We start from the raw sequence: 22,366 nt of genomic DNA on the forward strand, positions 1-22,366 counted from the left end.
GCAGGTCTTCGATCTCTCCGTCCGGTTAGGCTGCATTGGGTTGCGTTCGTCCCCGCTTCATGAGACGAGAACATCTCGCTTCGGACACGAACCGGACTCGACCCTACCGGCAGCCACGCCACACACAAGTCCCCCCTTGCCCTACTGGGAATTCAACGGGGTCGAATCATCAATTCCTTGCGATTACCGGACGCCACGCACCAATTCATAGGTATTCCACAGATCCTGCCCCGTACAGGAGTGCGTAGCGAGCTTCGCCAGATACTGATCGGCATTGACTGCGACCGAGACCGGTACAGCTCCGAAGAGTTCCGCGTCGGAGAGCGAGTCTCCATAGGCGACAGGCACTACGGCCGCCTCGACGGTGAGGCCGTCCCTCCCGTTTATGCGTGCATGCGCTGTTTCACGTGAAACATCTGTCCGCGCGCTGTGCGGTTGTGCACGAGATGGCCAAAAGCGTGGCCGTCGCCTGCAAACCGGTGGACGTCGGCGGCCCATGTCGGACAGCCTGACCTGCGTGTCGACACCTTCCCCCACCGCTCTGCCCATCCGCCGTCTGACGCCTCGCGATCTCATCGCCTGCGCGGACCTATCCGAGGACCGGGGCTGGCCCCGCGAGGAGCACAAGTGGGGGTTGCTGCTCGCGGCCGGAACGGGGTACGGCATCGACGACCCCGCCGGCGGCCTCGTCACCGCCTGCGTCGTCACCGAGTACGGCCCGGCAGGGCGCCCCGATCTGGGTGCCATCGGCATGGTGCTGGTGGCCGAGCGCCACGCCCGCCAGGGCGTCGGCCGCCGCTTGATGCGCCATGTCGTCTCGGAGATGGGCACGACTCCCCTGACCCTGCACGCGACGCCGTACGGTCGCCCGCTCTATGAGGAGTTGGGCTTCAAGGTCACCGGCCGGGCCGAGATGGTCGTCGGACAGTTCACACCCGACGGCCCCGACCTGTCGGTGGCCACGCGCTCGGCCACGGCCGAGGACCTCACCACGATCCTCCGGCTCGACGAAGAGGTCTTCGGCACGGACCGTACGCATGTACTCACCCGGCTCCCCGCCTTCTCCGATCAACTGCGCGTCGCCGAGGAGAACGGCCGGATCATCGGGTACGCGGCCGCCTGGCCGAACATGGAGACCCATGTCGTGGGCCCACTGATCGCGCGCGACACGGAGACGGCCAAGGCACTCATCACTTCCCTGGCCGCCCGCAGCGACCGTCCGCTGCGCACCGACATCGACGTACGCCATGAGGAGCTGCTGACGTGGGTGAAGGAGCGCGGCATGGCATCGGTCGCCTTCAACTCGGTGATGACGTACGGCATTTCCGAGCTGCCCGGTGACTGGACCCGACGCTATGCGCCGCTGACGGTGGCCGCGGGCTGAATTTCCGTCGTCGCCGCCACCAGCGCGGCGGTTGAGTCAGTGGGGCGGGTCGACGCGTCGTCGAACGGTCAGCGGCTGGTGACGGGCTGGTGCTCCACCGGGGCATGAGCCTCAGCTGTGGCCGTCCCGCGACGAACTCTCCCCTGGTTTCGCGTCCATGCCGTCGCCGCACCTGCCCGCATAGGGTGCGCGTATGGGAGATCTTGAAATACGCCCCGCAGCCAGGGAGGACGTCACCGAGATCGTCGCGATGCTCGCCGACGACCCCCTGGGTGCCCAGCGCGAGTCACCGGACGACCTGGCCCCCTACCTGACCGCCTTGGAGCGCCTGCTCGGCGATCCGAACCAGCACCTGGTGGTTGCCGAGCGCGAAGGCCGCGTCGTCGGCACTCTCCAGCTGACGATCATTCCCGGCCTCTCCAGGCGCGGTGCCACCCGCTCGATCATCGAAGGCGTACGCATCCACGCCGACGAGCGCGGCAGCGGCCTGGGGACGCGACTCATCGAGTGGGCGATCGACGAATCCCGCCGACAGGGCTGCCGGCTTGTCCAACTGACGTCCGACATCACGCGGACCGATGCTCATCGCTTCTACGAGCGACTGGGCTTCGAGGCCAGCCACCTCGGCTTCAAGCTGCCTCTCTGAAAGCCCCTTCACGAAGCCGCTGACCCCCGCGAGGTCGACCTGCGGTGCGATGTTTCACGTGAAACATCGCACCGCAGGACTCCACATTCGTCAGAACGGCACCTACCGGATCCCGCGCCACCCCTCGGGGTCCACGCCACCGGGCACCGGAGCCCCCTCGTCGTACGGCTGACGCGTGAACACGAACGACCCGAGGTCCAGGTGACTCACGGACCCGTCGGGCCTTCGTACGGCCCGTAGGGCCTCTCCCGCGTAGTAACCGTCGAGTCCGGTCCACGTACCGTCGCCGTTGGCCCGGAAACGGGCACGACGACCGGGGCCGGACAGCGGCCCGAGCGAGACCCCACCCTCGGCTGTGAGCCGCAACGCGTAGGCCTGTGTCCCCCAGTACCACTGCCCCGCCAACTCGAGCACGGACTGGTCCACTTCGGGCAGTGGCCGCCAGGGCTCGGGGATCCGAGGCTCGGCCTCCGCCACGATACGGACGAGGTCGGCGGCCACCTCCGTCGTCGGCACCCCGGTAGTGCAGTTGGCCAGCACCACGGCTGCCACGTCGTCCTCGACGCTGATCGAAAGATTCGCGACGAAACCCGGGACAGAGCCGGAGTGGCCGACGAGGAACCGGCCGTCACGGCGCTGTAGTTGCATGCCCAGGCCGTACGAGGCACCGGCGACCACATCGGAAACTTCACCGGGCGCAGCGGGCGTCCGCATCTCCCGAACGGACTCGGCGCTCAGCACCCGATCGTCACCCTTGGCGAGAAAGACAGCGAAGCGCGCCAAGTCCGCCGTCGTGGACCAGAGTTGACCGGCGGAGGCCATCCTGCCCAGGTCCTCGACGCGCTCCGGCATCATGGCGTCGGCCCAGGGGTGCACGGCCCAGCCACCGGCGTGGGGCGCCTGCGGATCCCGGGTCGTGCGGCGCAGCCCCAGCGGTTCGAGCACCTCGCTCCGCAGCACGTCCTCCCATGGGGCGCCCCTCAGCTGTTCGACGAGCGCGCCCAGGAGCGTGTAGCCGGGGTTGGAATAGTGGAAGCGGCGACCGACGGGATGCCGGTGAGGCTGGTCGCCCAGTACGTCCGCCAACTCCGGGCGCAGGGAACCAGGGGTTCGCTCCCACCAGGGAGAGGGTGTCTCGGCCGCCAACCCTCCCGTGTGCGCCAGCAGGTCGGCGATGGTCGCCTCCCCCGCCCCGGTGCCCGGCAGATGCTTCTCCAGCGGGTCACCGAGGTCCAGCACGCCCTCGTCGCGCAGTCTCAGGACCAGCACGGCGGTGAAGGTCTTGCTGATCGAGCCGATCCGGTACTGCACGTCCGCATCCGGCGCGTGCCCGTCCACCGAGGTTCGTGCCCCGTGCCATACCGCCTCCCTGCCCCGGACCACGGCCGCGACCAACGACGGCGCACGTCCCTCGACCTGTGCGACGGCGATCCGGTGCAGCAGGGCCCGGCGCGTGGCGGGAAGGAGATCTTCCTGAGGTGTTGTCATGAGCCCAGTCCACCTGGCCCCGCACCACACGTCGAGCGCGTTTCTCCGAGCGAGGCTCCGGGGCCCACGCTCCGGCCGAGAGGCTGAAGGCGCACACGGACCCACGGAGTCGGCCTGAGGAGATCTCACACGGTCTGCGAGTCGACGGAGGCCATGAAAGCCAGCATCCGGCGGTTGATCTCCTCCGCGTGGTCGATCTGGGGTCCATGGCCCGTGCCCGAGATGATCTCGGCCCTGGCACCCGGTACCAGACGGGGCACGCGCTCCACCTGCCGCTCGGGGTGCACCAGGAGGCTGCGCTTGCCGAGCACCAGGTAGAGCGGAGTGCGGATGGTGGACAGCTCGTCCTCGGACAGAGGCAGAGGGGAGGGCCGGCGTATGCGGTAGGCACGGACGGCCGTTCTGATCATCGTGCGCAGCTCGGGAATGACGAGGACCGGCTGTTCCAGCCAGTCCGCCAGGCGCGGGCGCATCGCCTTGGGAGCGAAGGTCGCGAAGAGACCGGCGAAGATCCACACGAAGAAGCGCAGACCCACCTTCTCCAGGCCGCCGGGGTCGAGGAGGGTGACCGAGGCCAGGCGGTCGCGGCCACGGTGCGCCTGGTTCAGGACGAGCCAGCCGCCGTACGAGCTGCCGACCAGGTGGACACGGTCGAGTCCGAGCCCGGCGAGCGTCTCGTCCAGCCACTGGGCGGCGTGTTCGGGCTGATGGATGGGGGCGCGCTGGACGCTGCGTCCGGGGTCGCCCGGAGTGTCGATGGCATACACGGGGCGGTCGGCGCTGAGGTCGGGGGTGTTCGGGTACCACATGGCGGAGCAGGAGCCCGCTCCGTGCACCAGGACTACGGGGGTGCGGGACTGTGCCGTTGGGGCTGCGGGGCCGTAGCGGTACACGTGAGTGGTACCGAAGGAGGTCTCCACGTCCTGTTCCCCGAGGACGGTCGCTCCCAGTGCGTAGACCGCGTCGCAGGCCGCGAAGTGACGGTCGCGCCGAGCGTCGCTCACATAGCGACCGACATCGGTTCGGGCACGGGTAACGGTCGAGGTCACGTCCACCTCCGCAGTCTCGGCTTTATGGTACGAACGTACCATGACGTTGGTACGGCTGTATCATCAAAGAGCTTGAGAGGATCTCTACCAGCGAGAACAACGAGCGGAGAACCGGTCGATGCCCAGACGGGTGGATCACGCACAACGGCGTACCGAGATCGTCGAGGCGCTCATCAGGGTCGCCGGGCGGCGCGGGCTGCATGCCGTGGGGATGCGTGACGTGGCGGCGGAGGCCGGCGTTTCGCTACGGCTGGTGCAGTACTACTTCGAGACCAAGGAGAAGCTGCTGTTCTTCGGGCTGGAGCAGCTGACCGAGCGGTTCGGCAAGCGGGTCTCCGACCGTCTCCGGGCCGTCGGGGACGGTGCCGGCCCGCGTGCCGTGGTCGAGGCCCTGCTCGGGGTGGCCCTGCCGACCGACGAGGAGAGCCGCACGTTCCACCACCTCTACACCTCGTACGCGGTCCTGTCGATGACCGATCCCTCGCTCGCGGCCCAGCCCTTCATCAGTCGCCCCGATGCCGCCGAAGACGCCCTTTCCGGCCTCCTCCGGCAGGCACAGGCCGCTGATCTGCTCGCGCCGGGTGTCGACGTGCAGCTGGAGGCGATCAGCCTTCTGGCCATGTCCGCAGGGCTCGGTACCAGCGTCCTCGTCGGCCAGCGCAGCCAGGAGTCCGCCGAGGCGGTCCTGGACCACCACCTGAACCGCATCTTCCGCGCCCCTGGGCGCAGCTGACGGCGGGACAGAGGGCGAGACCCCGCATTGTGGTGGCTGCAGGGTCTCAGATCGCGTGACATGTCGATCTCAGCTGACCAGCGGATCCCCGGGTTACCTCACGGGATGAAATGCGGCTTGAGTCTGAGTTCCCTGGCACTTCATCAATTCCAGCGCGCTTCAGCGAGGTTGCGTCATCTCAACGCGTCAGCGCCGACCTGCTGCTATGGCCGGTCCGGCCCTTCGGCCGCGATCACCTTGAGATGCGGGCTTCGATGCCGTCGAGCAGGAACTCGAGGCCGATCCGGAAGGTGTGGTCGGCGTCCAGGTGGGCGGCATCGCGCACCACCGTGGCCAGCGCGGGGAATCGGCCAGTGGCGAAGGTTCGCTCCAGATAGGGCCCGAGTGAGGCCTGCCAACGCTTCTCGTCCATCCCGGTGGTCCGCTCGGCACGCCGCTCGGCGATCTCCCGACGCACCGCGCCGATCACGTATGCGTTGACTGCGGCGACCACCGGCATGATGGCGTCCACGTCGACGTCGCCCAGTGCGGCCACCACGCTCTCCCCACTGGCCAGCGCGTGCGGCCCTAGCTGGGGTCGGCCACCCAGCAGATCGGCGAGCCATTCGTGCTCGTGAGCGGCGCGCCGAGTGGCTTCGGCAAGAGACCGGAGCGCCTCCCGCCAGCCGTCTCCGACCGGCCGGATCTCGGCGTGGGCGGCGTCGACCATCAGGTCGAGCAACTCCTCCTTGCTGCCGATGTAGCCGTACAGCCGCATCGGACGGACGTCCAGCACGGTGGCGACCTTGCGCAGCGACACCGCGTCCAGGCCGTCCGCGTCGGCCAGTTGGATCGCCGCTCGCACGATCCGTTCCCGGCTCAACGGGGCCGGCACGGGTCGATTCGGTGGCTCCGGCCTCTCCCACACCAACATGCCACTGACAATACATCGCATCGGGCGATACAGTGTATTGATCAGTACGGTGTATCGGAGGGAGAGGCGACCATGACCATCACCATCGTCGGAGCCGGGCTGGGCGGCCTGGCCCTCGCCCGTGTGCTGCACGTGAACGGCATCGACGCCGTCGTGTATGAACGTGAATCGTCACGCGGCGCGCGCGGCCAGGGCGGCATGCTCGACATCCACTCCGGCCAGCGGGCGCTGCGCGAGGCCGGTCTGATCGACCAGTTCTACGAGATTGCCCGTGGCGAAGGCCAGGACATGCGTCTTCTCGAGCCGGATGGCACCCTGCTGCTCCAGGAGGACACGCCCGACGACGCCCCGCTTGAGCGACCCGAGGTCGACCGCGCCGATCTGCGCAACCTGCTGCTGGATTCCCTCCCCGAAGACGTCGTGCGCTGGGGGCACACGTTCAAATCCGCCGACAACGGCCTGCTGCACTTCGCCGACGGCAGCAGTGCGCCGTATGACCTGCTGGTCGGCGCGGACGGCGCGCAGTCCCGGGTCCGCACGCTGCTCACCGACGCCCGCCCGACGCATATCGGCCAGAACATCGTCGAGGTCGGCATTCCCGACATCGACCGCACGCACCCCGACCTCGCGGCGATGGTCGGGCGCGGCAACTACTGGGTGCTCGGCAACGGACTGTCTCTGGCGGCGCAGCGCAACGGCGACGGCCGTGTCCGCATCGGCCTCAGCTTCTACAACACCGCCGAGGACTGGTTCGCCACCAGCGGGATCCCGTTCGACGACCCGGCCGCCGCCCGGGCGCGGCTGATCGACCTGCTCCCCGGCTGGGACTCACGGTTCACCGCGCTGATCGCTGCCTGCGACGACACGGTCGTGCCGCGGTCGATCACCACTCTCCCGGTCGGCCTGACCTGGCCGTCGACGCCGGGCGTCACGCTGCTCGGCGATGCCGCGCACCTGATGCCACCGGTGGGAGAGGGCGCCAACATGGCGCTGCTCGACGGTGCCCTGCTCGGTCTCGCGCTGGCCGCGCACCCGGAGGACTTTCCCGCCGCCGTCAAGGAATACGAACGCGAGATGTTCGAACGCACCAGCGCTGCCGCCCGGATGTCCGCGGACATGCAGGAATTGCTGACGTCGCCGGACGCCGCCCAGAAGATGCTCGCGTTCTTCCAACCTGGCTGAAGGTAACCAAATACGATCAGGGATCCGGTCGTCCGGCCGGCGCGATCATGCCCTCCAGCGCGGTCTCCACCCATCGGTCGTCGGCCCTGCCGGAGGGCCGCGTCATCGAGTCCCCCCAGACCCGCTGGCGAGCCGTGAATGCACGCACCCCACCTCGTCGCCCTGGTCCGTGCCGGAGCCCGCTTCGAACGAGGCCGCCTCGTCGAACGCACCGACGAGGAACTCGTCCCCACAGCCGCTTGAACCGATCGCTGGAACGGAACCATGAACGACATTGCTGGGAATGGCGCCTACTTCACCGCATTCATCAACGGTCAGGAATGGCGCGCTGCGTGGTATCCACCTTCTGACCCGCCGCCGGGTACACCACACGGTGCGGAGGCGGTGTGCGTCGCCGGCGATCGGATCGTCGTGGTCAGCCCGGATGGACAGCGGTGGGGCCTGCCCGGCGGCCGCCCCGAGCGGCATGAGCAGTGGGTCGACACGATGCGACGCGAGGTCAGTGAGGAAGCCTGCGCCGAGGTGATGGACTGCCGACTCCTCGGGTTCAGCCGGGGCGTCTGCGTGCGAGGCCCGGAGGAAGGGCTGGTGCTGGTCCGGTCGATGTGGCGAGCAGAGGTGCGTCTGACTCCGTGGGACCCACGATTCGAGATGGCCCACCGCCGTCTACTGCCTGCGGAGGAGGTGTTCCACTCCCTCGCCATCCCCGACGGCCTCGGTCCCTTCTATCGCCGACTGTTCGCCGAAGCTGCCCTCTCCCGCCCCGACATCCACGACCTCCGACCATCAGATCCCTCATGCGACAAACGCACCGACGGATCTTGATCCACAGATCTTGACCATTCCTCACGGACAAGCCGACTGAAGGAGGTCGACAGGCGCCGTACTCCAGTCTCGGTCCTCCACGAGAACACCAACGCTGCTGACGGATACTCACCGTCGCAGTGACGCTGCCTCTCGCACACCCCCGACCCACGGGCGATGACCCGCGCAGCCAAGGGTGTCAGAGGCACATCGGTGGGCGGAGCGGGCCGGAATCCCCATCAACAAAAGGGAGGACGCTTCGACCAGCGAGACTCACGAAGACGGCATGAGTGCCATCGAAGCGCCATCGGAGCTGAGATCGCGCCGCGAAATTCGAGACCCTGCATGGCTCAGGATCAGGTCTGAGCCATGTCCACGAAGCGCGAGTAGTGGCCTTGGAAGGCGACCGTGATCGTGGCCGTCGGCCCGTTACGGTGCTTGCCCACGATGATGTCGGCCTCGCCCGCGCGCGGCGACTCCTTCTCGTACGCGTCCTCTCTGTGCAGCAGAATCACCATGTCCGCGTCCTGCTCGATCGATCCGGACTCACGCAGGTCGGAGACCATGGGTTTCTTGTCCGTGCGCTGCTCGGGACCACGGTTGAGCTGCGACAGCGCGATCACCGGCAGCTCCAGCTCCTTGGCCAGGAGCTTCAGGTTTCGCGACATGTCCGAGACTTCCTGCTGGCGGCTCTCGGACCGCTTGCCGCCGGACTGCATCAGCTGGAGATAGTCGATGATGACCAGCTTCAGGTCGTTGCGTTGCTTGAGGCGGCGGCACTTGGCGCGGATCTCCATCATCGACAGGTTCGGGGAGTCGTCGATGTAGAGCGGGGCCGACGAGACGTCCGGCATGCGGCGGGCCAGCCGGGTCCAGTCCTCGTCGGTCATCGTGCCGGACCGCATGTGGTGCAGGGCGACGCGTGCCTCGGCCGACAGCAGACGCATCGCGATCTCGTTGCGGCCCATTTCGAGGGAGAAGATCACGCTCGGGAGGTTGTGCTTGATCGAGCAGGCTCGTGCGAAGTCCAGCGCGAGCGTGGACTTACCCATGGCGGGACGAGCCGCGATGATGATCATCTGGCCCGGGTGCAGACCGTTGGTGAGCTGGTCGAGATCGGTGAAGCCGGTCGGCACACCCGTCATCTCGCCCGAACGCGAACCGATCGCCTCGATCTCGTCGAGCGCGCCCTCCATGATGTCGCCGAGCGGCAGATAGTCCTCGGTCGTGCGCTGCTCGGTCACGGCGAAAATCTCGGCCTGCGCCCTGTTGACGATCTCGTCGACGTCGTCGTCGGCCGCGTATCCCATCTGGGTGATCCGGGTCCCCGCCTCGACCAGACGGCGCAGCACCGCCCGCTCATGGACGATCTCCGCGTAGTACTCGGCGTTGGCCGCCGTCGGCACCGTCTGGACCAAGGTGTGCAGATACGGCGCGCCACCCACCTTGGTGATCTCGCCGCGCTTGGTGAGCTCGGCGGCGATGGTGATCGGGTCGGCGGGCTCGCCCTTCGCATAGATGTCGAGGATCGCCTGGTAGATGGTCTCGTGCGCCGGCTTGTAGAAGTCGTGGCCCTTGAGGACCTCGACCACGTCGGCGATGGCGTCCTTGGACAGCAGCATGCCGCCGAGGACGGACTGCTCGGCGTCGAGGTCCTGCGGCGGTACGCGTTCGAAGGACGAGCCGCCGCCGTCCCACTCACCGCTCTCCCGGCCGCGTTCATGCTGTTCGTCCCGGCCCCGGCCGCCATCATTGCGTCGGCGGGCGGCGGGCAGACGATCACTGGGTCCGCTGTCGGCCCACGGGTCGTCCAAGGGCTCGGAAATGCTCACCGAGCAACCTCCTCCCGTCCGCCGAGCGGACCTCGCCGTGCCCCTCTTTCTACGGCACGACACTGACAAATGAGAGGCCCAACTCCGGTTCTGGCGGCGTCGGATTTGCGAGGTTTCCGAGATCCGCCGCGGAGTGGGCGCCGCACCACCGTAGGCCCGCAGGCACCGTCAGCCAATCTGGTTATCCACAGGCCATGTGGACGACGGCCCAGATGCTGTGGAGAACTCCACAAAACCTGTGCACGAGTCGGTGGACAGCCCTGTGAACAAGCACTCGTCCACTCCAAGCAACCTCATCTGACCTGCGCCTTTACCGTCCACGGGCTGTGCAGAAGAAAAACTTTCCCGAGCGGATCAAGATCATCACAATCAGTGCCCACCGGCACACTCAACCACGTGTGAAGTAAGGGTCATAGACGGATTGCATCTCTTACCTGTGGAAGATTAGATTGGTGCTCATGACACAGGCTCCCGCGATACCCAGGGCCACCCGACGTCGGCACGACCGAGAGATCGTCGCGCTGGCCGTTCCGGCCTTCGGCGCGCTCGTCGCCGAGCCTCTCTTCCTGCTGGCCGACACCGCCATCGTCGGCCACCTCGGCACCGCACAGCTGGCCGGCCTCGGCATCGCCTCGGCCCTCCTCGCCACCGCAGTGAGCATCTTCGTCTTCCTCGCGTACGCCACCACCGCCGCGGTCGCCCGACGCGTGGGGGCCGACGATCTACGGGCCGCCATCCGCCAGGGCTTGGACGGAATCTGGCTCGCCCTGTTGCTCGGAACCATCGTCGTCGCGGTCGTACTGCCCACCGCACCTGCCTTGGTGTCCGTCTTCGGCGCCTCGGACACCGCGGCTCCGTACGCGACTACCTATCTGCGGATCTCGGCACTCGGCATCCCGGCGATGCTCGTCGTGTTCGCCGCCACCGGCGTCCTACGCGGCCTCCAGGACACGAAGACACCTCTGTACGTCGCCATCGCGGGCTTCGTCGCCAACGCCGCACTCAACGCCGGCCTCGTCTACGGCGCAGACCTGGGCATCGCCGGATCCGCCTGGGGCACGGTCATCGCACAGTTCGGCATGGCCACCGCCTACCTCTGCGTCGTGGTCCGCGGGGCCCGCAGGTACGGAGCCTCACTGCGGCCCGATGCAGCCGGCATACGTGCCTCCGCCCAGGCCGGCGCACCACTGCTGGTGCGTACGCTCTCGCTGCGGGCCATCCTGCTGGTCGCCACCGCAGTCGCCGCTCGCCTCGGGGACGCGGACATCGCCGCACACCAGATCATTTTGTCGCTCTGGAGTCTGCTCGCCTTCGCCCTGGACGCGATCGCCATAGCAGGGCAGGCCATCATCGGCCGCTACCTCGGCGCGGGCGACGCCCAGGGCGCACGCGAGGCCTGCCGCCGCATGGTGCAGTGGGGGGTGGCCACCGGTGTCGTGCTCGGAGGGCTGGTGATCGTCGCTCGGCCCTTGTTCGTCCCGCTCTTCACGGGCGACCCGGCCGTCCAGAACGCCGCAGTGCCTGCTCTTGTCGTGGTGGCGCTCTCCCAGCCGATCTCCGGGATCGTCTTCGTACTGGACGGTGTGCTGATGGGTGCGGGAGACGGTCCCTATCTCGCCTGGGCCATGCTGTTGACCCTGGCGGTGTTCATCCCGGTGGCTCTGCTCGTCCCCACCCTCGGCGGCGGTCTGACCGCTCTCTGGGGAGCCATGACTCTCATGATGGCGACCCGCATGCTGACCCTCTGGCTGCGCTCCCGCTCGGGACGCTGGATCGTCACCGGCGCGACGCGTTGAGCGAGCCCCGAAACCAGGCGGCCTCTTGCCAAGGCCAACTCGGTCGGCCTGCGGCCGGCCCAGGTTGCTCCAAGGCCGGCCGCAGCTCGTGTTTCACGTGAAACATCGTCTAGTTCACGCTGTTTCACGTGAAACACGTCTGTGGGGCCGCACCCTCTCGGGTCCGGCCCCACAGATCGCTTCAGCGAGCGCAGCGATTAGGCCGCGATGACCTCGATGTTGACCTTGGCGGCAACCTCGGGGTGCAGACGCACGGACGTCTCGTGGGCGCCCAGGGTCTTGATGGGCGAGCCCAGCTCGATGCGGCGCTTGTCGACCTCGGGGCCACCGGAAGCCTTGATCGCCGAGGCGATGTCGGCCGGGGTGACGGAACCGAAGAGACGACCGGCGTCGCCGGAGCGGACGGCCAGACGGACCTTGACAGCCTCGAGCTGGCCCTTGATCTGGTTGGCCTGCTCGATGGTCTGGATCTCGTGGATCTTGCGAGCGCGACGGATCTGCTCGACGTCCTTCTCGCCACCCTTGGTCCAGCGGATAGCGAACTTCCGCGGGATCAGGTAGTTGCGAGCGTAACCGTCCTTGACGTCGACGACGTCGCCCGCGGCACCGAGGCCGGAGACCTCGTGGGTGAGGATGATCTTCATGTTTCGGTCACCCTTCCCTTATCGCGCGGTGGAGGTGTAGGGCAGCAGCGCCATCTCACGGCTGTTCTTGACGGCCGTGGCGACGTCACGCTGGTGCTGCGTGCAGTTGCCGGTCACGCGGCGGGCACGGATCTTGCCGCGGTCGGAAATGAACTTCCGCAGCATGTTCGTGTCCTTGTAGTCCACGTACGTGACCTTGTCCTTGCAGAAAGCGCAGACCTTCTTCTTAGGCTTGCGCACAGGCGGCTTCGCCATGGTGTTTCTCCTGTGTGATCAAGAAGTGTGGGTACGACCCACCCTTGGCCCGAAGGCCTAGAAGGGGGGCTCGTCCGAGTAGCCGCCGCCACCGCCGCCGCCGGAGTTTCCACCCCAGCCGCCGCCACCGCCCTGGTTGCCACCGGCGGGAGCGCCGGTCGCCCAGGGGTCGTCGGCAGGAGCGCCGCCGCCCTGCTGACCGCCGCCGGGGCCACCGCCCCAGCCGCCGCCACCCTGGCCGCCACCGCCACCGCCGCCGTAACCACCCTGGCCACTGCGGCCGGCGCCGCCGGCGGTCTTGGTGACCTTGGCCGTGGCACTGCGCAGGCTGGCGCCGACTTCCTCGACGTCCAGCTCGTAGACCGTGCGCTTGACGCCCTCACGGTCCTCGTAGGACCGCTGCTTCAGCCGGCCCTGCACGATGACGCGCATGCCTCGCTGGAGCGACTCGGCGACGTTCTCCGCCGCCTGACGCCAGACCGAGCAGGTCAGGAACAGGCTCTCGCCGTCCTTCCACTCATTGGTCTGACGGTCGAAGGTGCGGGGGGTGGACGCGACACGGAACTTCGCGACCGCCGCACCGGAAGGGGTGAAGCGCAGCTCGGGGTCGTCGACAAGATTGCCGACGACCGTGATGACGGTCTCGCCTGCCATTGGGGGAACCTCTCGGCGGGTTTGCTGCTGGCTGCTTGGTGCTGCTACTCGATGCCCGAAATCAGCTGAGCGGAAGAGCTCAGTGAGTCTCGGGACGGAGGACCTTGGTCCGGAGGACCGACTCGTTCAGGTTCATCTGGCGGTCGAGCTCCTTGACGACCGCAGGCTCGGCCTGCAGGTCGATGACCGAGTAGATGCCCTCGGGCTTCTTCTTGATCTCGTACGAGAGACGACGACGGCCCCAGGTGTCGACCTTCTCGACCTTTCCGTTGCCCTCACGGACGACGGAGAGGAAGTTCTCGATCAGGGGGGCGACAGCGCGCTCCTCCAGATCGGGGTCGAGGATGACCATCACCTCGTAGTGACGCATGTGGAACCCACCTCCTTCGGACTCAGCGGCCACGGTCGTTCCGTGGCAGGAGGGTTGTGATGCGTACGCAACGGTATCTGCCACCACTGACAATCGGGGTCCCCGCTGGGGATCCCGGCCATGGCCTGGGCAGACACCGGTGCAGACGCTACAGACTACCCGCATACCCGCTTCCGGTTGAAATCCGGCCGGGGTGACCGTCAATCTGTACACATCGGGTGTGTATGGCGCTACGATGCGCCGCCTTCCGCAGGAGGTGCCCTATGGCACAGACATTGCGACCCACCATCGCCGGATCCCTGTTCGCCACCGACCACAAGCCCCACCCCGTGCAGGACACCCTGCTCGCCGTGACGCTCGTGCTCGGGGTGCTCTCGTTCATCACGGCGATGTTCCACCATCTGCACCTGCTCAGTTCCTGGGCGGGTCTGGTGGGCATTCTGACCGGCGCGTACGGGCAATTCATCTCGGTTACGACTCGTGAGCGCTTCGGCCTGATCGTGGGTCTCGGTGCTTCAGCGGTCGGTTTCTTCCTCGGTATGGCCCACGGAGGCCTGTTCGGCGGGCTCATCGGCTGACTCCACGTCACCGGCCGCCCGGCCCGGCGGGCTGTCCTTCTCAGGATCTTCCGTATTACATGGGGCCAAGCGGCCGAACAACACCGCCTGACGTCCCGGCCGCGTACCGGTCGGGCGCCAGGTCCCATACGGTTATTCGAGGCGCTCGCAGGGCGCAGTAGGCTTCGGCGCGAGAGCCGGAGCCCCTGTTCCCATGGGGACACACCAGCCCGAGGAGCGCCCCGAATGAGCCTGACCCTGAGGACGATCAGCCGCGAGCAGCATCTGGCGTACATCCAGAGCCTGCCGGCGGCGAGCCACATGCAGGTTCCGGCCTGGGCAGATGTCAAGGCCGAGTGGCGTTCGGAGAGCCTCGGGTGGTTCGACGAGAAGACCGGTGAGATGGTCGGCGCGGGCCTGGTGCTGTACCGCCAACTGCCCAAGATCAAGCGCTATCTCGCCTACCTTCCCGAGGGTCCGGTCATCAACTGGTTCGCGCCGAACCTCACGGACTGGCTGGAGCCGATGCTCGCGCATCTGAAGCAGCAGGGTGCCTTCTCGGTGAAGATGGGCCCGCCGGTGATCATCCGTCGCTGGGAGGCCACCTCCATCAAGGCCGGCATCCAGAACCCCGACGTGAAGCGACTGCGCGACATCGAGGCCGACTTCATCGAGCCGCGCGCCTTCGAGGTGGCCGACAAACTGCGCCGCATGGGCTGGCAGCAGGGCGAGGACGGCGGTGCGGGCTTCGGTGACGTACAGCCCCGTTACGTCTACCAGGTGCCGCTCGCGAACCGCTCCCTGGAAGAGGTGCACAAGAACTTCAACCAGCTGTGGCGCCGCAACATCAAGAAGGCCGAGAAGGCCGGCGTCGAGGTCGTCCAGGGCGGCTACCACGACCTGGAGGAGTGGCAGCGGCTGTACGAGATCACTGCCGTGCGCGACCGATTCCGGCCCCGCCCCCTGTCGTACTTCCAGCGCATGTGGACGGCCCTCAACACCGAGGACCCCAACCGCATGCGGCTCTACTTCGCCCGGCACAACGGGGTGAACCTGTCGGCCGCGACGATGCTGGTCGTCGGCGGGCACGTCTGGTACTCGTACGGCGCCTCGGACAACATCGGGCGTGAGGTCCGGCCCTCGAACGCGATGCAGTGGCGCATGCTGCGCGACGCCTACGCCCTCGGCGCGACCGTCTACGACCTGCGTGGCATCTCCGACTCGCTGGACGAGACCGATCACCTCTTCGGCCTGATCCAGTTCAAGGTGGGCACGGGCGGGCAGGCCGCCGAATACCTCGGCGAGTGGGACTTCCCGCTCAACAAGCTGCTCCACAAGGCGCTCGACATCTACATGTCGCGCCGCTGACGCCCCGTTTTTGTTTCCATACCTCTGATACACCGCAGCCACGAGAAAGGTTCCGGGACCGGCCATGGCGCTCACGCTGTACGTCGACACCACGCGCTGGCGGGCACACCACAAGCACGTGCAGGAGCAGTTCCCGGGACTCGTACCCGTCTGCAAGGGCAATGGCTACGGCTTCGGGCACGAGCGGCTCGCGGAGGAGGCCACGCGCCTCGGGTCGGACATTCTCGCTGTGGGCACGACGTACGAGGCAGCCCGGATAAAGGACTGGTTCAGCGGTGACCTGCTGGTGCTGACGCCCTACCGACGCGCCGAGGAGCCCGTACCACTGCCCGACCGCGTCATCCGCTCCGTGTCGTCGGTCGACGGCGTGTACGGACTCGTGGGCGCCCGTGTCGTCATCGAGGTCATGTCCTCGATGAAGCGGCACGGCGTGAGCGAGCAGGAACTGCCCCAGCTCCACGCGGCCATAGAGAACGTGCGCCTGGAGGGCTTCGCCATCCATCTGCCGCTGGACCGCACCGACGGCTCGGACGCCGTCGAGGAGGTCATCGGCTGGATGGACCGCCTGCGTGCGGCCCGCCTCCCGCTGCACACGATGTTCGTCAGCCACCTCAAGGCCGAGGACCTCGTCCGCCTCCAGCAGCAGTTCCCGCAGACCCGCTTCCGGGCCCGTATCGGCACGCGACTGTGGCTCGGCGACCACGAGGCGACCGAGTACCGCGGGGCCATCCTGGACGTCACCCGGGTCTCCAAGGGCGACCGCTTCGGTTACCGACAGCAGAAGGCGGCCTCGGACGGCTATCTGGTGGTCGTGGCGGGCGGTACGTCGCACGGCGTGGGCCTGGAGGCTCCCAAGGCCCTGCACGGCGTCATGCCGCGCGCCAAGGGCGTCGCCCGCGCCGGCCTCGCGACGGTCAACCGGAACCTTTCGCCATTCGTCTGGGGTGGCAAGCAGCGCTGGTTCGCCGAGCCGCCGCACATGCAGGTGTCGATCCTCTTCGTACCCTCGGACGCCCCTGAGCCGAAGGTCGGCGAGGAACTGGTGGCCCATCTGCGCCACACCACCACGCAGTTCGACCGGATCGTCGAGCGCTGACCCCGGCCCTCTCCGGGCTCGGCAGGACGGATCGTTCGCCGTACAACGCGCGAAGGCCGTACACGGGAATCCCCGTGTACGGCCTTCTGCGTCACTCCCATGGGTGCTGACGTGCTCTGTTCGCTCAGGGCGAACGGTCCGCGGGCCCGGGACGGCCCCACTCCACGTGCGGCCCCTCGACGTAGGCCGCGTGCCGTGGGGGATGAGCCGCCGAGCCGTAGACATGGACGTCCTCCGCGCCGTCCAGCACGCCGCCGGACGGATCGTCGTCGCCGGCCCGGCGCACCATGTCCCGCTCCGGCATGAGGATGTCGCGTACGACGACGGCGCAGAGGTACAGCGTCCCCAGCAGGTGGGCCATGATCGCGAGTTGATAGCCCTCGGGGGGCAGACCCTTGTGGGCGTCCCCGCTGGTCGTGTACGCCAGGTACATCCAGATCCCGAGGAAGTACGCGACCTCGCACGCCTGCCAGATCAGGGAGTCTCGCCAGCGTGGACGGGCCAGAGCCGCGAGAGGCACCAGCCAGAGCACGTACTGCGGCGAGTAGACCTTGTTGGTGACGATGAAGGCCGCGACGATCAGGAAGGCTAGCTGTGCGAAGCGGGGGCGGCGCGGGGCCGTCAGCGTGAGCGCGGCGATGCCCGCGCAGATGAGCACCATCGCGACCATCGCGTAGGCGTTCGCCGTCTCGGCGGTGATCTGAATGCCGAACCGCTGCGAGATGACGAGGAAGAACGAGCCGAAGTCGACGCCGCGTTCCTGGCTGAAGCTGTAGAACTTCGCCCAACCCTCGGGCGCCAGATACATCACCGGCAGGTTGACCACGAGCCAGGCCCCGACGGCGCCGAGCATCGCGGTCCCGTACTCCCGCCATTTGCCCGCCCGCCAGCACAACAGGAAGAGCGGTCCGAGCAAGAGGAACGGGTAGAACTTGGCGGCCGTGGCGAGCCCGATCAGCACACCGAAGGCGAGGGGCCGCTGCCGCGACCACATCAGCATCGCTGCGGCCAGCAGGGCGACGGCGAGGAGGTCCCAGTTGATCGTGGCAGTCAGCGCGAAGGCGGGCGCCAGGGCGACCAGGAGGCCGTCCCAGGGACGCCGGCGGTGGATGCGCGCGGAGCAGACGGCGATGATCGCCGCGCACACCATCAGCATCCCGGCGTTGGCCATCCAGTACCACTGCTCTTGTTCCTGGATGGTGCCGCTGCCCGGCGTGAGCCAGGCCGCGACCTCCATGAACAAACCGGTCAGCACCGGGTACTCGAGGTACTCCATGTCGCCGGGGATCTTGTCGAAGTACGGCACGAGCCCGTCGGCGAAACCGCGCCCGTTGTAGAGGTGCGGAATGTCCGAGTAGCAGGCGTGCGTGTACTGCGAGCTGGCCCCGAAGAACCAGCCGCCGTCGTAGCAGGGCAGCTTCTGCACCATGCCCAGCGCGAACATGCCGATCGCTACGAGGGCGACGACCCGCACGGGGGTCCACCAGGACGTCCCGAACAGCGCGCGCCGCCCGATCGGGCCGCCGATCAGCTCACTGCCGGCTGCGGCGACCTCGTCTTCCTTGGTCGGCCGCACCGGCTCCGGCTCGTCCACGCTCACTGGCGTCGTCTCTGCACTGGACATGCGGCACATCCTGCCGTACGTCCCTGGGAATACGCCCAGGACCGCCGGATCCCGTCGCACGGTGTGCTTGTTTCACGTGAAACACACCCGGCCGTACGGTCTCGGCGCCCTCGGCGGGAAACGGCGAGGGCCACCGCACCTGATCGGTGCGGTGGCCCTTGTTTCATGTGAAACATGCTCAGCGTTTCACGTGAAACATGCTCAGCCGGGGCAGTGAGCTAGCCGCTGGAGCCTCCGAAGAGGCCTCCATTGCCGTTGCCTCTACTGTTCCCCTCTTCGCTGGTCTCCGTTGGTGTCGCGGTCACACCGCCGTCGGTAGTGCCTGTGTCCGTGCCACCCGCGCCCGTTCCGTTGTTCTCACAGCTGGGGTTGAACGGGTTGTTGCAGGTCTCGCTGGGCGTGGGCGAGGGCGAGACCTCGGTCTCGGTCGGCGTCGGGCTCGGCTCGGCGCTCTCCTCCGCGGACTCGGTGGCCGTCGGGATCGGGCTCGGGTCCGGGTCGTCGTTGACGATCTTGCCGATGTCCACGGCCTCGGGGAAGGGGATGGCCCGCTCGCCCTTGAGCGCGTCCTCCATGTAGTCGTGCCAGATCTCGGCCGGGAAGGAGGCACCGTGAATCGTCTCCTGGCCACCCGTGCCGTACATCTCCAAGAACGTGCGGTTCTTGTTGGACTCGTCGTCGTCCATGCGGTACATGCTGACCGCGGTCGACAGCTGCGGGGTGTACCCGACGAACCAGGCCGACTTGTTGCCGTCGGTCGTACCGGTCTTGCCGGCCACCTCCCGACCGGCCAGCTGCGCCGATGTACCGGTGCCCTTGTCGACGACGGTCTTGAGTACGTCGGTGACGTTGTTGGCGACGTCCGGGGTGAAGGCTTCCTTGGTCTCAGCGACCTCTTCGTGGTCGAACTTGACCAGACCCTCGTGCTTGACCTTCGTGACAGAGAACGGGCTTCTCTGCTTGCCCTGGGCCGCGAAGGTCGCGTACGAGCCCGCCATGCGGATCGCGCTGGGGTCGGAGATGCCGATCGAGAACGACGGGAAGCTGGTGCCCGCCAGACTGTTCTCCTTGAGACCCGCGTTGATGGCCGCTTCCTTGACCTTGTCCAGGCCGACGTCCATGCCCAGCTGCACGAAGGCGGAGTTCGCCGAGACCCGCATCGCCTCACGAAGGTCGATCTGGTACTTGGGCGGGCTGCCGTACGACGCGTCGTCGTCATTGGCCTGCAGCCATTCCTTGCCCTTGTCGTCGGTCCAGATCTTCCCCTGGTAGTCCTCGATCTTGAGTTTGTTCTTGCCGCTGTAGAGGCTCTTCGGCGAGACGATGGTGCGCTCGTCCTGGGCCTGCTGCGACGGCAGCTCCGGGTCCTTCTTGCCCCACGACATGGCGGCCGCCAGCACGAACGGCTTGAATGTCGAGCCGACCTGGGCACCCGTGACGTCGGCGTTGTTGGTGAAGTGCTTGGTCGCGTCCTCACCGCCGTAGATCGCCTCGATGGCGCCCGTCTTGGGGCTCACCGACGCACCGCCGAACTGGACGTGGGTGTCCGTCTCGGGGCGCAGCTTGGGCTTGATGTTCTCCTTGCGGACCTTCTCCACGGCCTTCGAGAGCTCGTCGACCTTCCTCTTGTCGAAGGTCGTGTAGATCTCGTAGCCGCCCTGCTCGAGCTGCTTCTGGTTGATGTTGGTGTTGTTGAGGATGTAGCCCTTGGCCGTGTCGACGAGATAGCCGATCTGACCGCCCAGCTGTGCGTTGGAGCGAGGGCTCTTGAGCTTGGGGAACTTGGTGTACTTGTCCCGCGTCGTCTTCGACAGCCGGCCGTCATTGACCATCTCGTCGAGGATCCAGGTCCAGCGTTCCGTGGCCCGCTTGAGGTTGGCGTCCGGAGTGGCGGCGGGGTCGATCGCTGTCGCTCCCGCCGGGTCGTAGTACGTGGCGCCCTTCAGCACGGCGGCGAGGAAGGCGCACTGGCTCGGGTTGAGCTTCTTCGCCTCGACGCCGAAGTAGGTACGGGCGGCCGCCTGGATGCCGTAGGCGCCACGGCCGTAGTAGGCGGTGTTCAGGTAGCCCGCCATGATGTCGTTCTTGTCGACCTGGGTGCCGACCTTGATCGAGATGAAGAGCTCCTTGACCTTGCGCGACAGGGTCTGCGACTGGTCGTCGAGCATGGCGTTCTTCACATACTGCTGGGTGATGGTCGAACCACCCTGCGTCTGACCGCCCTTGGCCATGTTGACGACGGCACGGGCGATACCCATCGGGTCGATGCCGCTGTCGTTCTCGAACGTCTTGTTCTCGGCCGAGATGACGGCGTTCCGCATCGCCGGGGGGATGGATTCGTACGGGATGATCTGACGGTTGACCTCACCACCCGTCGCGACCATCTGGGTGCCGTTCGACCAGTAGTAGACGTTGTTCTGTGCCTTGGCGGCCTCGGCCGGGATGGGGATGCCCACGACCGCGTACCCGATGCCCGCCGCCGCGACCAGGCAGCCGAAGAAGCCGATGAACAGCCCCGTCACCTGCCGCCAGGACGGCACCCAGCGCATGGCTCCGTACTTGCCGGCCCGCGGATAGTCGATGAACCGCTTCTTGTCGGGCGGGGCGGCGCGGCCACGGCCGCGGCCAGGGCCGCGCCCCGCGGGGGGCTCGGCCGCTCTGCGACGGCCGCCACCACCGCCGCCGCCACTGCTGTTGTTTCTCTGCGTGGCCCGCCGGGCCGCGGCACGACCCTCGTGCGCGGACTCCTCACCTCCCGCACCATAGGTGTCGGAAAGTGACCCGGTGGCGCCCCGCGGTGCCGCGCGGCGGCCGGAAGACGCCGACTGGCCGCGTCGGGCCGCGGCACGTCCGCCTCCCTGCGGCTGCGGCGGTTTGCGACGGTGCTCGCTCATCGAACGACTACTCCTCGGGCAGGCGCACCCGTGCGCGCCTGGAAACGGCGGCTGGTTTCCGGTCCCCCCGAAGTACGGATGCGGTCGTGTAGGCATTCATCCGTACTGCACCGAACGACGACGACGTGCTCAAACGTCACTCGGGTCCCGGTGGTTATGCATGCCGCACAGACTACGCACCGTCAAAACCCACTGAGGACCGAACTTCATCCCAAATCAGGCAACTTGCCTCCTACGAATCGGTGATGTGATCCCGTTCACCGGATCCCCACTTGTCGCGTCCGGAGGTGCGTTCTATCGTCATGATGTATCGAGTCGATACATCAGCTCGGCATAAACGTGTCGACAGGGCCAGCGAGAGAGGGGAGGCGACCATGAGCCGGCGCTCCGGAATACTCGAGTTCGCCGTCCTCGGACTGCTCCGCGAGGCCCCGATGCACGGCTATGAGCTGCGCAAACGACTCAACACCTCACTGGGTGTGTTCCGTGCCTTCAGCTACGGGACGCTCTACCCCTGCCTCAAGACGCTGGTCGCCAACGGCTGGTTGATCGAGGAATCGGGAGGGGGCCAGGAGGAAGCTCCCGCCGCCCTCACAGGTCGCCGCGCCAAGATCGTCTACAGGTTGACGGCGGAGGGCAAGGAGCACTTCGAGGACCTGCTCTCGCAGACGGGCCCGGACGCGTACGAGGACGAGCACTTCGCCGCTCGCTTCGCCTTCTTCGGGCAGACCTCCCGGGATGTGCGCATGCGCGTCCTGGAGGGCCGTCGCAGCCGTTTGGAGGAACGGCTGGAGAAGATGCGCGCCTCCCTGGCGCGCACCCGGGAGCGCCTCGACGACTACACACTCGAGCTCCAGCGCCACGGGATGGAGTCCGTGGAGCGCGAAGTGCGCTGGCTGAACGAGCTCATCGAGAGCGAGCGGGCGGGCCGGGATCTGAAGGGTCCCGGCCATGGAGAGCCCGCTCGCGACACCACAGAGGGAGCGCCGGGCGCCCTGCCCCGGCCCGGGGACACCCCCGGTCCGGATGCGCCCGGCGACACCACCACGTGAGGTCCCTGCCAGGACCTCACTCGTA

The 22,366-nt window shown here is 67.4% G+C and carries 20 protein-coding genes and 1 pseudogene; 10 read left to right on the forward strand and 11 right to left on the reverse strand.

Annotation, left to right across the window (positions count from 1 at the left end):
* Window positions 1-183: 183 nt before the first annotated feature.
* Window positions 184-342: pseudogene (locus SGFS_RS29100) on the reverse strand (hydrolase); the annotation flags it as partial.
* Window positions 343-517: 175 nt separating this feature from the next.
* On the opposite strand from SGFS_RS29100, the gene SGFS_RS29105 reads away from it, so the two are divergent.
* Together SGFS_RS29105 and SGFS_RS29110 are read left to right on the forward strand one after the other, a co-directional pair.
* Window positions 518-1,384 (forward strand): GNAT family N-acetyltransferase, encoded by an 867-nt coding sequence (locus tag SGFS_RS29105; protein ID WP_286254680.1) that lies wholly within the window; start codon window positions 518-520, stop codon window positions 1,382-1,384.
* Window positions 1,385-1,577: 193 nt separating this feature from the next.
* The gene (locus tag SGFS_RS29110; protein ID WP_286254682.1) at window positions 1,578-2,030 is read left to right on the forward strand and encodes a GNAT family N-acetyltransferase; all 453 of its coding nucleotides are present in this window, start codon (window positions 1,578-1,580) and stop codon (window positions 2,028-2,030) included.
* Window positions 2,031-2,132: 102 nt separating this feature from the next.
* Here SGFS_RS29110 and SGFS_RS29115 read toward each other — a convergent pair whose 3' ends face one another.
* Both SGFS_RS29115 and SGFS_RS29120 read right to left on the reverse strand, forming a co-directional pair.
* On the reverse strand, window positions 2,133-3,518 hold the full coding sequence (locus tag SGFS_RS29115; protein ID WP_286254683.1) for a serine hydrolase domain-containing protein: 1,386 nt from the start codon (window positions 3,516-3,518) through the stop codon (window positions 2,133-2,135).
* Between the two features lie 125 nt (window positions 3,519-3,643).
* Window positions 3,644-4,567, reverse strand: a complete 924-nt coding sequence (locus tag SGFS_RS29120) for an alpha/beta fold hydrolase (protein ID WP_434028086.1) — start codon at window positions 4,565-4,567, stop codon at window positions 3,644-3,646.
* Between the two features lie 118 nt (window positions 4,568-4,685).
* On the opposite strand from SGFS_RS29120, the gene SGFS_RS29125 reads away from it, so the two are divergent.
* Complete coding sequence (locus SGFS_RS29125) at window positions 4,686-5,300, forward strand: TetR/AcrR family transcriptional regulator (RefSeq protein WP_286254686.1); 615 nt, start codon at window positions 4,686-4,688, stop codon at window positions 5,298-5,300.
* A gap of 232 nt (window positions 5,301-5,532) precedes the next feature.
* On the opposite strand, the gene SGFS_RS29130 is transcribed toward SGFS_RS29125, so the two are convergent.
* Window positions 5,533-6,213, reverse strand: coding sequence for a TetR/AcrR family transcriptional regulator (locus SGFS_RS29130; RefSeq protein ID WP_286254688.1), 681 nt, complete (start codon window positions 6,211-6,213; stop codon window positions 5,533-5,535).
* Between the two features lie 72 nt (window positions 6,214-6,285).
* On the opposite strand from SGFS_RS29130, the gene SGFS_RS29135 reads away from it, so the two are divergent.
* On the forward strand, window positions 6,286-7,395 hold the full coding sequence (locus tag SGFS_RS29135; RefSeq protein ID WP_286254689.1) for an FAD-dependent oxidoreductase: 1,110 nt from the start codon (window positions 6,286-6,288) through the stop codon (window positions 7,393-7,395).
* A 384-nt stretch (window positions 7,396-7,779) separates the two neighbouring features.
* Window positions 7,780-8,220, forward strand: a complete 441-nt coding sequence (locus SGFS_RS29145) for an NUDIX domain-containing protein (protein WP_286254690.1) — start codon at window positions 7,780-7,782, stop codon at window positions 8,218-8,220.
* Window positions 8,221-8,555: 335 nt separating this feature from the next.
* On the opposite strand, the gene dnaB is transcribed toward SGFS_RS29145, so the two are convergent.
* Window positions 8,556-10,031 carry a replicative DNA helicase gene (dnaB, locus tag SGFS_RS29150; RefSeq protein ID WP_286254691.1) on the reverse strand — a complete coding sequence of 492 codons (1,476 nt, stop codon included), beginning with the start codon at window positions 10,029-10,031 and terminating at the stop codon, window positions 8,556-8,558.
* A gap of 449 nt (window positions 10,032-10,480) precedes the next feature.
* Here dnaB and SGFS_RS29155 point away from each other — a divergent pair, with 449 nt between their 5' ends.
* On the forward strand, window positions 10,481-11,827 hold the full coding sequence (locus SGFS_RS29155; protein ID WP_434028087.1) for an MATE family efflux transporter: 1,347 nt from the start codon (window positions 10,481-10,483) through the stop codon (window positions 11,825-11,827).
* A 197-nt stretch (window positions 11,828-12,024) separates the two neighbouring features.
* On the opposite strand, the gene rplI is transcribed toward SGFS_RS29155, so the two are convergent.
* From rplI to rpsF, 4 genes are all read right to left on the reverse strand, one after another.
* The gene (rplI, locus tag SGFS_RS29160; RefSeq protein WP_286254694.1) at window positions 12,025-12,471 is read right to left on the reverse strand and encodes a 50S ribosomal protein L9; all 447 of its coding nucleotides are present in this window, start codon (window positions 12,469-12,471) and stop codon (window positions 12,025-12,027) included.
* An 18-nt stretch (window positions 12,472-12,489) separates the two neighbouring features.
* Window positions 12,490-12,726 (reverse strand): 30S ribosomal protein S18, encoded by a 237-nt coding sequence (rpsR, locus tag SGFS_RS29165; RefSeq protein ID WP_003949403.1) that lies wholly within the window; start codon window positions 12,724-12,726, stop codon window positions 12,490-12,492.
* Between the two features lie 57 nt (window positions 12,727-12,783).
* Entirely contained in the window at window positions 12,784-13,380 is a 597-nt protein-coding gene (locus SGFS_RS29170) for a single-stranded DNA-binding protein (RefSeq protein ID WP_286254696.1), read from the reverse strand.
* Between the two features lie 79 nt (window positions 13,381-13,459).
* Window positions 13,460-13,750 carry a 30S ribosomal protein S6 gene (rpsF, locus tag SGFS_RS29175; RefSeq protein WP_005482942.1) on the reverse strand — a complete coding sequence of 97 codons (291 nt, stop codon included), beginning with the start codon at window positions 13,748-13,750 and terminating at the stop codon, window positions 13,460-13,462.
* Between the two features lie 263 nt (window positions 13,751-14,013).
* Here rpsF and SGFS_RS29180 point away from each other — a divergent pair, with 263 nt between their 5' ends.
* The 3 genes from SGFS_RS29180 (at window position 14,014) to SGFS_RS29190 (ending at window position 16,771) form a co-directional block, all read left to right on the forward strand.
* Window positions 14,014-14,328, forward strand: coding sequence for a hypothetical protein (locus SGFS_RS29180; protein WP_286254697.1), 315 nt, complete (start codon window positions 14,014-14,016; stop codon window positions 14,326-14,328).
* A 225-nt stretch (window positions 14,329-14,553) separates the two neighbouring features.
* Window positions 14,554-15,675, forward strand: coding sequence for a peptidoglycan bridge formation glycyltransferase FemX (gene femX / locus SGFS_RS29185; RefSeq protein WP_286254698.1), 1,122 nt, complete (start codon window positions 14,554-14,556; stop codon window positions 15,673-15,675).
* 64 nt (window positions 15,676-15,739) lie between these two features.
* Window positions 15,740-16,771 (forward strand): alanine racemase, encoded by a 1,032-nt coding sequence (locus tag SGFS_RS29190; RefSeq protein WP_286254700.1) that lies wholly within the window; start codon window positions 15,740-15,742, stop codon window positions 16,769-16,771.
* Window positions 16,772-16,895: 124 nt separating this feature from the next.
* On the opposite strand, the gene SGFS_RS29195 is transcribed toward SGFS_RS29190, so the two are convergent.
* On the reverse strand, window positions 16,896-18,395 hold the full coding sequence (locus SGFS_RS29195; protein WP_286254701.1) for a glycosyltransferase family 87 protein: 1,500 nt from the start codon (window positions 18,393-18,395) through the stop codon (window positions 16,896-16,898).
* A 218-nt stretch (window positions 18,396-18,613) separates the two neighbouring features.
* Complete coding sequence (locus tag SGFS_RS29200) at window positions 18,614-21,289, reverse strand: transglycosylase domain-containing protein (protein WP_286254702.1); 2,676 nt, start codon at window positions 21,287-21,289, stop codon at window positions 18,614-18,616.
* Between the two features lie 374 nt (window positions 21,290-21,663).
* Between SGFS_RS29200 and SGFS_RS29205 the strand changes: the two genes are divergently transcribed.
* Window positions 21,664-22,341, forward strand: a complete 678-nt coding sequence (locus SGFS_RS29205; RefSeq protein WP_286254703.1) for a PadR family transcriptional regulator — start codon at window positions 21,664-21,666, stop codon at window positions 22,339-22,341.
* Window positions 22,342-22,366 lie beyond the last annotated feature (25 nt).

The sequence above is a fragment of the Streptomyces graminofaciens genome (assembly GCF_030294945.1).
GTDB classification, from domain to species: domain Bacteria; phylum Actinomycetota; class Actinomycetes; order Streptomycetales; family Streptomycetaceae; genus Streptomyces; species Streptomyces graminofaciens.